This window comes from Blautia massiliensis (ex Durand et al. 2017) (genome assembly GCF_001487165.1).
Taxonomy (GTDB): Bacteria; Bacillota; Clostridia; order Lachnospirales; family Lachnospiraceae; genus Blautia_A; species Blautia_A fusiformis.
In genome coordinates, this window is sequence record NZ_LN913006.1 from 751,485 (window position 1) to 764,575 (window position 13,091).

At 43.1% G+C, this 13,091-nt stretch carries 12 protein-coding genes; 9 read left to right on the forward strand and 3 right to left on the reverse strand.

Annotated features, from left to right (window positions below; all coding sequences use genetic code 11):
• The first annotated feature begins 84 nt into the window (after positions 1-84).
• Together BN3261_RS04435 and BN3261_RS04440 are read left to right on the forward strand one after the other, a co-directional pair.
• A complete protein-coding gene (locus tag BN3261_RS04435; RefSeq protein ID WP_044960656.1) occupies positions 85-555 on the forward strand; it encodes a low molecular weight protein-tyrosine-phosphatase in 471 nt (156 codons plus the stop codon).
• A gap of 306 nt (positions 556-861) precedes the next feature.
• A complete protein-coding gene (locus tag BN3261_RS04440) occupies positions 862-1,794 on the forward strand; it encodes a DUF5688 family protein (RefSeq protein WP_015524624.1) in 933 nt (310 codons plus the stop codon).
• Positions 1,795-1,957: 163 nt separating this feature from the next.
• Here the strand turns inward: BN3261_RS04440 and BN3261_RS04445 are convergent, their stop codons facing one another.
• The 3 genes from BN3261_RS04445 to BN3261_RS04455 form a co-directional block, all read right to left on the reverse strand.
• Complete coding sequence (locus BN3261_RS04445; RefSeq protein ID WP_021977269.1) at positions 1,958-2,752, reverse strand: ABC transporter ATP-binding protein; 795 nt, start codon at positions 2,750-2,752, stop codon at positions 1,958-1,960.
• Positions 2,753-2,754: 2 nt separating this feature from the next.
• On the reverse strand, positions 2,755-3,669 hold the full coding sequence (locus BN3261_RS04450; RefSeq protein WP_015524626.1) for an ABC transporter permease: 915 nt from the start codon (positions 3,667-3,669) through the stop codon (positions 2,755-2,757).
• Positions 3,670-3,758: 89 nt separating this feature from the next.
• A complete protein-coding gene (locus BN3261_RS04455; protein ID WP_044960660.1) occupies positions 3,759-4,736 on the reverse strand; it encodes an ABC transporter substrate-binding protein in 978 nt (325 codons plus the stop codon).
• A 226-nt stretch (positions 4,737-4,962) separates the two neighbouring features.
• On the opposite strand from BN3261_RS04455, the gene BN3261_RS04460 reads away from it, so the two are divergent.
• From BN3261_RS04460 to BN3261_RS04490, 7 genes are all read left to right on the forward strand, one after another.
• A complete protein-coding gene (locus tag BN3261_RS04460; RefSeq protein WP_044960663.1) occupies positions 4,963-5,727 on the forward strand; it encodes an N-acetylmuramoyl-L-alanine amidase in 765 nt (254 codons plus the stop codon).
• A gap of 144 nt (positions 5,728-5,871) precedes the next feature.
• Positions 5,872-6,465: a YdcF family protein gene (locus BN3261_RS04465; protein WP_059085551.1), complete on the forward strand. Its 594-nt coding sequence runs from the start codon at positions 5,872-5,874 to the stop codon at positions 6,463-6,465.
• Positions 6,466-6,673: 208 nt separating this feature from the next.
• On the forward strand, positions 6,674-8,398 hold the full coding sequence (locus BN3261_RS04470) for a hypothetical protein (protein WP_059085552.1): 1,725 nt from the start codon (positions 6,674-6,676) through the stop codon (positions 8,396-8,398).
• Between the two features lie 50 nt (positions 8,399-8,448).
• Positions 8,449-8,799 carry a TIGR04086 family membrane protein gene (locus tag BN3261_RS04475; RefSeq protein ID WP_059085553.1) on the forward strand — a complete coding sequence of 117 codons (351 nt, stop codon included), beginning with the start codon at positions 8,449-8,451 and terminating at the stop codon, positions 8,797-8,799.
• 82 nt (positions 8,800-8,881) lie between these two features.
• A complete protein-coding gene (gene scfA / locus BN3261_RS04480; protein WP_015524633.1) occupies positions 8,882-9,022 on the forward strand; it encodes a six-cysteine ranthipeptide SCIFF in 141 nt (46 codons plus the stop codon).
• A 143-nt stretch (positions 9,023-9,165) separates the two neighbouring features.
• On the forward strand, positions 9,166-10,530 hold the full coding sequence (scfB, locus tag BN3261_RS04485) for a thioether cross-link-forming SCIFF peptide maturase (RefSeq protein WP_129975275.1): 1,365 nt from the start codon (positions 9,166-9,168) through the stop codon (positions 10,528-10,530).
• Between the two features lie 15 nt (positions 10,531-10,545).
• Positions 10,546-12,969 carry a protein translocase subunit SecDF gene (locus BN3261_RS04490; RefSeq protein WP_059085554.1) on the forward strand — a complete coding sequence of 808 codons (2,424 nt, stop codon included), beginning with the start codon at positions 10,546-10,548 and terminating at the stop codon, positions 12,967-12,969.
• Positions 12,970-13,091: the final 122 nt, after the last annotated feature.

Consider the following 13,091-nt stretch of genomic DNA (forward strand, 5'->3'; position numbering starts at 1 on the left):
ATATACAGGAAAATGACAGGATTGAAGATTATCGGAAAATACCTGTAAACAGCGTAAATACAGCATTTCAAGGAGTTTTAAGCAATGATAAGAGTGTTATTTGTCTGCCACGGCAATATCTGCAGATCAACCATGGCCGAGAGTGTTTTTACGCACAAAGTAAAAACGCTCGGCCTTTCAGATCAGTTTTTGATCGACAGTTTTGCAACAAGTACAGAGGAGATTGGGAATCCGCCTCACAGAGGAACAGTGAACAAGCTGAGAGAAGTGGGAATACCACTGGTTCCGCACAGAGCGAAGCAGATTACGTGGGCGGATTATGAAAAATCCGATTATATTATTGGTATGGATTCTGCTAATATGCGTAATCTTAACAGGATGCTGAAGAATGACCCGGAAGAGAAGCTTTATAAGTTTCTGACTTTTGCCGGATCAGGACGGGATATTGCGGATCCTTGGTATACAGGAAATTTTGATGAAACTTATGAAGATATACAGGAAGGTTGTGAGGGATTTCTGGATTATCTGGAGAAACATGGAGAAATCCATTACTGATATTTCGGAATGAGACACAAATCTGAAACAATACAAAAGGTATGACAGCAAAAGGCAGCGGAAGTTGCTTTTTCTGTCGATGAAAACTTCTTTACAAATCTGAAAACTTCTATTATACTTGTCCATACAGCAAGCAACTCAGATTCAGCAGAGAAATCTGCTCTCTGCAATTCTACAGTGGAAGTTCTTTCCACAGAAATATCTAATCATGTTATCAGATCAGAATCATTTTGTGCGTCGTTGTGAGAGCGCACAGGATTTTGTCAGGACATTCGTCCGCTTTGTTTCACAGAAAGGAAATTAAATATGGAAAAAAGTTATGAAACTTTTGTCACGGACCTGAGAAAGCTCCTTCTTGCGGCTATGGATCTGAAGGAAGAAGAAATTTATTTTTCAAACGATGGAGAAAAATATGGCTGTTTGGGAGATAGGCTATTTGTAGAGAGTGGTCATATGGAAAAGGCAAAAACAGTCTGCGGGTTGCATACAGAAGAGCTTTATAAAAGGTACTGTCAGGAACATTCTTTTGAAAATATCGTTCATGATTGTATTAGGGAGATAAAAAAAGTCAGTGAAAATTGTGTGCTATGTGATTTGGACGATCTGAAAGATTATGAGAAGGTAAAAAGCAGACTTTTTATTCGACTTCTGAATGCAGATAAAAACAGGACTATACTGAAGGAGTTGGTTCATCACAAAATCGGAGATATTGCTTTAGTGGTTTATTATCTTGCAGGAGAAAAAGAAGGATATGTTCTGAGTGCAAAGATCAAGAAAAGCTTTGTGGAGAAATGGGGAAAAGATGCGGATACTGTTTTCGAAGCTGCTTTAATAAATACATATTTTATCAGTCCACCAAGAATCTATCATTGGGAAAAAATGCTGTTTGATAAGACATATGAAGGAGATAATTTCATGGATATCCTTGGAACATACCATCCAAATAAAGGGATTGCCGGGAATTGCCTGAGTACAGAAAAGCGTACTAATGGAGCGGCAGCAATCTTTTTGCCCGGGGTAGCCAGACGTCTTTCTGAACTTCTGGGGTCAGACCTGTATCTGGTTTTTACCAGTGTTCATGAAGTAATGGTCCATAATGCGGATGTGGTTTATCCGGAAGATTTGAAAGAAGTTCTAAGTGATACGCTCGAGAAAGCAACTCCGGAAGAGGATTATCTGACATCTTCCATTTATCGATACAGCAGAAGGAGTGGTGAATTCTCTGTGGAATTGAAATGAGCTAAAGAGAGGTGACATATGGAAGTGCTTTGAGTTTATCGTTATTTGGGCATTAGAACAGAAATTAAGGCCGGAATCCATCATAAAGAATGAAATTCCGGCCAGGTTCTTTCCATGTGTTATGCTGTTTGTCTAACTATTATAAGAGTTCTTTTTTTGTGGTTTAGCTGAGAAGTGCGGAATCGTTGGAAAATTCTTCACCGCTGGCTTCTTCGAATTTGTCCAGGAGATCTTTGACTGTAAGCTTTTTCTTTTCTTCGCCCTGGATATCCAGAATGATCTTTCCCTCCCACATCATGATCAGACGATTGCCGTGAGTGATTGCATCACGCATGTTATGGGTGATCATCATGGTTGTCAGATGATCGCGGTTTACGATCATGTCTGTGATCTCGAGAACCTTGGCTGCAGTCTTCGGATCAAGAGCAGCAGTGTGCTCATCCAGAAGAAGAAGCTGAGGCTTCTTTAAAGTTGCCATCAGAAGTGTCAATGCCTGACGCTGGCCACCGGAGAGGAGTCCGACTTTGGAAGTGAGCCGGTCCTCAAGACCAAGACCGAGAATCTTCAGGAGTTCGTGGTATTCTTCCCGTTCCTGGCGGGTAATGCCCGGACGGAGAAGGCGGGATTTTCCGCGGCGTTTGGCAAGAGCGAGATTTTCTTCAATTCCCATAGTTGCAGCAGTTCCGGTCATAGGATCCTGGAATACACGGCCAAGATACGCGGCTCTTTTATATTCGGAAAGTTTTGTGACATCGGTTCCACCGATAATGATCTTTCCGGAATCTACAGGCCAGGCACCTGCAACTGCATTCAGCATAGTGGATTTTCCGGCACCGTTTCCTCCGATGACTGTAACAAAATCACCTTCGTTCAGATGAAGATCCACGCCGTTTAAAGCAACCTTTTCATTGATGGTGCCCGGATTAAATGTTTTATGTATATCGATCAGTTTCAGCATGATCATTTACCTCCCTGTTTGGCTTTTGTAAAGTATTTGCCCTTCCAGTATGGGAAAGCAAGGAACAATGCGACGACGAGTGCGGAAAGCATTTTCAGAAGGTCTGTATCAATTCCCATCCAGATAACAATCTGAAGTACCAGATAATAAAGAATAGAACCAAATACAACGCTTAACAGCTTCAGTGCAAAGTTACGGAAAATACGGCTGAAGATCGCTTCCCCGATAATTACTGCAGCAAGACCGATAACGATGGAACCACGTCCCATGTTGATATCTGCAAATCCCTGGTACTGTGTGAGAAGAGCGCCGGAAAGAGCAACAAGTCCGTTGGAAAGCATTAGTCCCAGAACCTTATTGCGGTCTGTGTTGATACCCTGTGCACGGGACATGCTTGGATTACATCCGGTCGCACGCAGGGAACATCCGAGTTCAGTTCCGAAGAACCAGTAAAGGACTGCAATCAGAATGATGATCATAATTGCTACGATAAAAAGCGTATTCTGTGTTAGAGCAACACCCTTGACACGTCGAAGGGATACCAGAAGATTAAATTTATCAACATTGATCGCCTGGTTTGCTTTTCCCATGATCTTCAGGTTGACAGAGTAAAGGGAAAGCTGTGTCAGGATTCCGGCAAGGATAGCCGGGATGCCCATAAAGGTATGAAAAATACCGGTGGCAAGACCGGCCAGAAGTCCGGCTCCTGTTGCAACCAGCATGGACACCCATACATTGTGTCCGCTGAGCATCATCATGATACAAACAGCGCCGCCTGTACATAAAGTTCCGTCAACGGTAAGATCCGCAATATCAAGAATGCGGAATGTAATGTACACACCGATCGCCATGATTCCCCAGATAAGCCCCTGTGCGGCAGCTCCTGGAAGTGCGGTTATTAAACTCATAATCTGCATGTTAAATTATCCTCCTCTTTTTTATGCACGAACAGCGAGAAGGGGAACTCCCTTCTCGCTGTATCAGTGTATAATAGGTTTTTTACCGATTATTCAGCTGTTTTATCTGTTTCGATTGCTTCATATCCATCCGGAATTTTAATACCAAGCTCGTCACAGATGTCTTTGTTGTATTCTTTTGTGAATTTTGGTGCATATTCAATCGGCATTTTGGAGATATCTTTACCATCCTGAAGGATGCTGACTGCCATTTCGCCGGTTTTGTATCCAAGATCATAGTAGCTGATGGAAAGTGTTGCAACACCACATGCCTGGCAGATACCTTCTTCACCAGCGATTACCGGAACCTTTGCCGGAAGACAGATGTTGTTGATGATCTCAGTATTGGATGCTACAGTATTATCTGTAGGTGCATAGATTACATCACTGTCATTGGCAGCTGTGGTAACAACGGATGAAAGATCGTTGGAATCAGAGAATGCATAATCTTCACAGGTATAACCAAGCTTCTCAAGAGCATCTTTTACTGTATCTACCTGATACTGGGAGTTTGGCTCTGCTGAGCAGTAGAGAAGTCCGACATTTTTTGCATCCGGGAAAAGCTCATGGAGCATATCGGCCTGCTCATCAAGAGGAGCAAGATCAGAAGTACCGGAAATGTTCCCGCCTACTGTTCCGTCAAAGTCATCGATTCCGAGAGCGACACCATATTCGGTAACGGCTGTTCCAAGGATCGGGATATCGGAAGTTCCGGCAGCTGCAGCCTGAAGAGATGCGGTTGCGTTTGCAAGGATCAGGTCTGCCCCTTCTGAAACAAAGCTGTTGATAATGGTAGAACAGGTATTAGAATCACCCTGTGCATTTTGCTCGTCAAATTTTACGGAATCACCCATCTTTTCAGTGATGGCATCCTCAAAACCCTTAGTTGCGGCATCCAGTGCGTCATGCTGGACCAGCTGGCAGATACCTATTGTGTAAGTCTTTTCTTCTTTGGCGCTTACTGTGGCAGCACAGGTTCCTGTTACAAGAGCTGCTGCGAGTACAGCTGTTAAAATACGCTTTTTCATATTGTTTTCCTCCTCACGATGTTGCTGCATTTTTGGATTATTTAAAAATACAACACTGATTGTGTTAATATAACACTTTAACGCTTAAAAGTCAAGAAGAATTAACGTGAAAATATGTTGAGTAAACAGATTCGGAAAACAAAATAAAGCATGAAATGAAATGCAGGCACAGGAAAAAACATACAGTCATATCATATTGTGAATGAAATTCTCAAGGAGAAAGAACATGGCATATAAAATCGTTCTGGATGCCGGACATGGTGGAGAAGATCCGGGTGCTGTTTATAAAGATCGTAAGGAAAAGGATGACAATCTGAAACTGACCCTTGCAGTAGGAAAGATCCTGGAAGAGAATGGCGTGGATGTGGTTTATACCAGGACTACAGATATTTATCAGACTCCTTTTGAAAAAGCGAAAGCTGCAAATGAAGCTGGAGCAGATTTTTTTATTTCTTTTCATCGCAACAGCAGTTCCAAGCCGGAACAATACAATGGAGTTGAAGTACTGATCTATGATAAGAAAGGCATTAAATATCAGATGGCACAGAATATCCTGGGAGCATTGGGAGAACTGGGGTTTCGGGAACTGGGCGTAAAAGAACGTCCGGGGCTGGTAGTGCTCCGGCGCACAAAAATGCCGGCACTTTTGATCGAGACCGGATTTATAAACTCGGAAAAGGATAATCAGCTTTTTGAAAAAAAATTCGAAGAGATTGCCAGAAGCATCGCAGATGCCATTCTGGGAACATTGAATGAGGAAACGGTGGAAGAGCCATTGTATTATCGGGTACAGACAGGAGCATTTCGAAATCGGGAAAATGCAGACAGGATGTTGTATCAGCTGACAGATCAGGGATTTCCGGCGTTTATCCTGAGAGAGAATGATCTTTACAAAGTTCAGGTAGGAGCATATATGCAGCTTGGAAATGCGGTCAATATGGAACAAAGGCTGAGGGACAGTGGATATAGCACAGTGATCGTTACAAAATAGAAAACAGATGATCTATTAGTGCATCTGCCACGAAAGAGTGATATGATTAGGCAATACAGAAAGCTGGATAAGGGATACCTGTCAGATAAATATCTTTTGATCCGGGATTTAGCTGCAGATGGTAAAGAAAGGACATAGAAAATAATGTACGAAGAGTTTCTGAAACAGATAGAAGATTTCATGTTTATAGAAGATAAGCCGGAAAAAGCGGATGTGATCTTTGTTCCGGGAAACGGATATCCTCAAATGGCGGAAAAAGCAGCGGAGCTTTACAGGAATGGGTTTGCACCAAAGATCCTGCCCAGTGGAAGATGCAGTATCACAGCAGGGAGATTTACAGGAGTTCTTGACAAGAAAGAATGTTATTGTGGGACATACAAAACGGAATGGGATTTTTTGAAAGATGTTCTGATGCAGAATGGTGTACCGGAAGAAGCGATTCTGAAAGAAGATCAGGCAACCTACACTTATGAGAACGCAATTTATTCCCGGCAGGTAACAGACAGAGAATACCTGGATATCAAAAAGGCGATTCTCTGCTGTAAAACCTGTCATGCAAGACGTGCGTTGATGTATTACAAGTTGCTTTATCCGGATACGGAATTCTTTGTGAGTTCGTGTTGTGTGGATTCTATAGATAAAAATACGTGGATTATGACAAATGATGGAATTGATGAGGTAATGAGGGAAATAACTAGAATAATTAAACAATTTTCATTGATGCTCAAAAAAAATTAATTTAGGGGTGTCGTAAAAAAAAGAATTGTGTTATAATGCATTTGACGAAAAAAAGAAATATCTGTTACGAAAGATTAACAAGATATTAATTTTTGGAGAAATATTGGTTCGAGCGCATGTTACATGCGTTCGATATTTTATATAACTGAATTTTTTGACAAAAGGCAAATATGAATCTTAGATTTTGAATATAGAGGTGCAGATTATTATGAAAAAGAACACAAAGATTACATTTAGCAGAAGCTTTTCAATACTGGCAGCAGCGGCATTGTCCATGACACTGATCGGAGGACAGACCTTTCCGGCATATGCGGAGAACTCTTCAGGTATAGAATCCGGTGCTGTGATCCCGGATAATATAACTATTGACAGCCCTACAGCTCTTGCTAACATTGCGCTCCCATCTAATGCGTATGGAACTCTTTCCTGGGCAGATAGTTCTTATGTTCCGGACAAACGTGTGCAATCCTGTGGGGTAGTGTTCAAACCTGCTGCAGGTGCTGACCTTTCAGGCCTTCCGGGGTGGGACAGTAATTCAGGAACACTTACAGGTTCCGTGACAGTTGTGGTCAGCAGCATTGACAGTACAGAGGAAAATTCCGGAAGTGAGGAAAGTTCCGATTCTTCTGATTCAGATTCAGGAGAATCCTATGGAACCGATGATAAAGAGGAAAATGGAACCGACGTCAATGAGAGTGATGCAGATACTTCTGTAAAAGAAACAGAGGACAGCACTGCAGAGAATGAGGAGAAGAACGAAGGTCTGCAGGATGACAGTGCCCAGGAAAATAAAGAAGATCCGGAGACAACAGGAAAAACGGAGCAGTCTTCTTCAGATTCTTCAGATACAACAGATGCAGCAGATGCCAGTGGAGAGGAAAAAAGGGATCCGGAGATAACAGAAGCTCCGGAGGTAACAGCTGCACCATCTGAGGATAATAAAACTCAGGATGGGGAAGAAGCAGAAGCTGTGGAAACTCCTGCTGTAACGATAACTCCGGCGGCAGAAGATGGTATGGATCCTGATGCAGCATCTGAGAATAGAGACGATGAGAATCATGAAAAAAATAACGATGCTGAAATTACCGCGATCCCGGAAATTACGGAGACTCCTGATACTGAAGAAAACAAGGATAATATTTTTGACAGGAAAGATGATACAGAGGATAAACGCCCTCAGAATGCAGCTACCGATCTGACAGAAACAGAAAAAGAGGAAATTGCGTCTCAAAATCATACCTGTGATGGAATAACTGTATCAGGAATCGATCTTCCGTGGTATGTACAGTTTCGTGTTTCTGGTGGTGAGGACTATCAGTTTACCAATGAAGAAGATGCAACAATCTTTAAATCCTATGAGTTTGAACTCTGGGATACACAGAATAATACAGAGTATAAAATTCCGGACGGGGAGTATATCAGTGTGACTGTACCTGTAAAGGCCGGCTATACATATTCTATTGAACACCTTCTTGATAATGGCGCAATGGAGACCATCATTCCAAGCATGGATGGTGACACAATGACTTTCAGTACACATTCATTCAGTCCATTTGGCATCGCTGGAAGTAAATCTCTGGTAGGGCCAGATGCTGAAAGCAATACCGGTGCAACGGTTACACCTGCAGCTGATGCTTCATCTTCGGATACTGCATCTTCAGGTACTGCAGATTCTGCAGAAACAGACAGTACAGACACCAATACGGCAGAGACATCTCAGAATCTGACTTCAGATAGCACAGATCAGGAACAGTCTTCTTCTCAGAACAGTGATACGGCGGAGAATGAGGCTGAAGAACAGTCTTCTGCAACAACATCCAAGAAACAGGTAAATACCGGAGATAACACTCAGATCCTTCCGTTTGTGATCTTGTTTGTGGCAGCGGCAGTTGTAGCTGGTGTAGCAGTGTTTTTTAAGAAAAGAAAGAAGTAATGAATAAGAGAAAAAGCTCTCCCATATAATGACTGTGGGAGGGCTTTTTTATGAAGGGAAAAGCAATATTACGATCATTGCTGCTAGCCTATGGAGTGACAGGACTTTTTCTTCTGATACTGGCGTTTCTGCTCTTTCAGTTTGGATTTGGAGGAGGGATGGCGGCGGTGGGGATCATTATTATTTATGTAGTATCCTGCCTGGTCGGAGGTTTTATGGCGGGAAAGATCATACGGAAAGACCGATATATATGGGGGATCGTTACCGGGCTTTCCTATTATGTTCTGCTGCTTCTGGTATCTTTTCTGGCACAGGGGAAATGGGATATGACCTTTGCCCATGCGTTGACTACTTTTTTCATGTGTCTTGGTGGCGGAGCCATTGGTGGGATGCTGTCGTAAAAGCTTACAAAAAAATGCTTTGAAAATCGATGATTTTATGCTATACTAGGCGAAGAATAGAATACATAAAGGAGGATATATCATGGAACATATCAAGACATTAAATACAAAGAACCTTCAGAACACGGTTAAGAAGGGTGGATGTGGCGAATGTCAGACATCCTGTCAGTCTGCTTGCAAGACTTCCTGTACAGTAGGAAACCAGAGCTGCGAGCACAAATAAGAAGCAGCCGTTGAATGAGTGGAAAGCAGCGGGAGATCCGCTGCTTCACTTGTTTTATCTGAAAGTAACAGGTATCCAGCAAAACGCGCCGGAGGGCGCGTTTTGTCGGGTTATAAAAGAATTTTAGAAAGGATTGCGGGAAGATGAGTCTGATTCACCGTTATCAAAGTAATGGATATAATATTGTGCTGGATATCAACAGCGGCTGTATCCACCTAGTAGATGAAGTAACCTATGAGGTGCTGCCGTATCTTGAAGAAGGCATGGAAGCGGCTGCCATTGCTGAGAAGCTTGGCGACCGTTTTAAGAAAGAGGATGTGGAAACCTCTGTAACTGAATGTAAGAAGCTTCAGGAACAGGGAATGCTTTTTACAAAAGATATTTATGAGAATATCATTGATGAATTTACCAAAAACCGCCAGACCGTTGTAAAGGCTCTTTGCCTTCATATTGCTCATGACTGTAATCTGGCATGCAGATATTGTTTTGCAGAAGAAGGAGAGTATCACGGAAGACGTGCGCTGATGTCTTTTGAGGTAGGAAAAAAAGCGTTGGATTTCCTGATCGCTAATTCCGGCTCCAGAAAGAATCTGGAAGTGGATTTCTTTGGCGGCGAGCCTCTTATGAACTGGCAGGTTGTAAAGGATCTTGTGAAATACGGAAGAGAACAGGAGAAACTTCATAACAAAAAATTCCGCTTCACATTGACAACCAACGGCGTTCTTTTAAATGATGAGGTGATGGAATTCTGCAATAAGGAAATGGGAAATGTTGTCTTAAGCGTGGACGGTAGAAAAGAAGTTCATGACTACATGCGCCCGTTCCGTAAGGGTGCAGGAAGCTATGATCTGATCATGCCGAAATTTGAGAAATTTGCGGAATCCAGAAATCAGGACAAGTATTATGTAAGAGGAACCTTTACTCATCATAATCTTGATTTCTCTCAGGATGTTCTGCATCTGGCAGATCTTGGCTTCAAGCAGATTTCTGTTGAGCCGGTCGTGGCAGCAGATACAGAAGAGTATGCGATCCGTGAGGAGGATATCCCACAGATCCTGGAACAGTATGATATTCTTGCAAAAGAAATGATCAAAAGAGAAAAAGAGGGAAAAGGATTCAACTTCTTCCACTTTATGATAGACCTTACCGGTGGTCCGTGTGTATACAAACGACTTTCCGGATGCGGCTCAGGAACCGAGTACCTGGCTGTTACTCCGTGGGGAGATTTTTATCCATGTCACCAGTTTGTGGGTGAGGAACAGTACCTTATGGGTAATGTAGACGAGGGAATCACAAAGCCTGAAATCGTAAAAGACTTTGGAAGATGTAACGTCTATACGAAACCGGACTGTAAAGACTGTTTTGCCAGGTTCTACTGCAGCGGCGGCTGTGCGGCAAATGGTTACCATTTCGGCGGAGATATCCGGGGAAATTATAAGATCGGATGCGAACTCCAGAGGAAGCGTGTGGAGTGCGCTATCATGATAAAAGCCGCTTTGGCGGAATAAGAGAGGAAAAAGAAAATGAAGAAAAGTAGAGGAATTGCAGTGCTGCTTCTGACAGCAATTGTCACAGTATTCTTCTGCTATGTGGCTGCGGTAGGCATTGGTCCTACAGGAACAGGTTCGGCTAAGAATATCAACACCGGACTTGATCTTGCCGGCGGTGTCAGCATCACATACCAGGCTAAGGACAGCAATCCGAGCAAGGAAGACATGTCCGATACTGTTTACAAGATGCAGCAGCGTGTTTCTCAGTACAGTACTGAGGCACAGGCATATCAGGAAGGTTCCAACCGTATCACCATTGAGATTCCAGGAGTATCAGATGCAAATGCGATCCTGGAAGAACTTGGAAAGCCAGGTTCTCTGTATTTTATCGATCAGACAGATGCAGACGGAAACCAGAATTTTACAACAGGAAACAGTGAGAGTGGATATGTTCTTGCAAGAAGTATTGAGGATATCCAGAAAGCCGGATCTGTTGTGCTGGAAGGTACAGACGTTGCAGACGCTGAGGGAGGTGCTTATCAGGATTCATCCACAAGCTCCCAGAAATATGCAGTCAGTCTGACTCTTACAAAGAATGGAAAAACCAAATTTGCGGAAGCTACCAAGGCAAATGTTGGAAAGCAGATCGCAATCGTATATGACGATCAGGTTTTAAGCGCTCCGAATGTAAATGAGGAGATTTCCGGCGGAAAAGCTCAGATCACCGGAATGGCAAGTACAGAAGAGGCACAGAATCTTGCTTCTTACATAAGAATCGGTTCCTTAAGTCTTGAGCTTACCGAGCTTCGTTCCAGCGTAGTTGCTGCACAGCTTGGTGAAGAAGCCATCGCAACAAGTGTAAAAGCCGGAGCGATCGGTCTTGTGATCGTTATGCTGATCATGATCATCGCATACCGTATCCCAGGTCTGGTTGCATCTGTTGCACTGGTTCTTTATACAACCTTAATGCTGATCACACTGAATGCCTTTGATATCACCCTTACGCTTCCGGGTATTGCAGGTATCATCCTGGGCATTGGTATGGCAGTGGATGCCAATGTTATCATCTACGCCAGAATCCGTGAGGAGATCGCGGCAGGCCTTTCTGTCCATGCAGCGATCAAAAGTGGATTCAGCAAAGCGTTTTCCGCTATTTTTGATGGAAACATCACAACACTGATCGCAGCTTGTGTGCTGATGTGGCTTGGCTCCGGTTCTGTTAAGGGGTTTGCCTACACGCTGGCAATGGGTATCGTGATCTCCATGTTTACAGCACTGGTTATATCCAGGCTTGTTGTTAATGCGGTATACGCAATTGGTGTTCGTGACCCGAAATTCTATGGCATTGCCAAGGAACGTAAGGTTGTGGATTTCGTTGGAAAGAGAAAAATCTTCTTTGCTGTTTCCATTATCCTGATCCTTTGCGGACCTGTAGGAATGCTGGTCCACAGTAATGTGATCGGTGACAAAGCCATGAATTACAGTCTGGAGTTTTCCGGTGGTACTTCTACCAATGTAACCTTCAATAAAGAGATGGATATCAAGGAGATCGATTCCAAGGTAACACCGGTTGTTGAGGCAGTGACAGGTGATAAGAATGTACAGCCGACCAAGGTGCAGGGAACCAATCAGGTAGTGATCAAAACACGTTCTCTGGATCTTAAGGAACGAGAAGCACTGAATAAGGCATTGGAGGAAAATTTTGATGTAGATACAAGTCTGATCACATCGGAGAATATTTCCGCTACTGTCAGCAATGAGATGAGAAGAGACGCTATCGTAGCGGTTATCGTAGCTGCGATCTTCATGCTTCTTTACATCTGGTTCCGTTTCAAGGATATCCGCTTTGCAAGCAGTGCAGTACTTGCACTTCTTCATGATGTCCTGGTCGTACTTGCGTTTTATGTTATTTCCAGAACATCTGTGGGAAATACATTTATTGCGTGTATGCTGACGATCGTAGGTTATTCCATCAATGCTACTATTGTCATCTTCGACCGTATCCGTGAGAATATGAGAGGCAGAAAGAAAGTTGAGGATGAGAAACTGAAAGAGATCGTAAATACCAGTGTTACAGAAACTCTGACACGAAGCATTTACACATCCCTGACAACATTTGTAATGGTTGCAATTCTTTATGTAATGGGTGTTTCCTCAATTAAAGAATTTGCAGCACCGCTGATGGTAGGTATCATCGGTGGAGCATATTCTTCTGTATGCATCACTGGTGCTCTGTGGTACACCATGAAAACATTCAGAAAAAATCGTGTTGCAGCACCGGCAGCTGTAGCAGCTTCCGCAAAGATTTCTTCCGAGAAATCTGAGAAAAAGGTAAAACAGCCATCCGGACAGCAGACAGCTCAGCAGCCGAAGAAGAAAAACCGTAAAAGAGTTGCCGAGCGCCTTGCAGCGCAGGAGGCAGCAAAGCAGCAGAATGATGAGGAGAAATCTGAATAAAATTGCTGAATAACAGAAACGTTCCGTACCGGGAAAGAATATTTCCTGGCGGAACGTTTTTTTGTGTGGCATAAAAAACTTGCAGCTATGCAGGAGTATGAGTTACAATACGGTTATTGTGT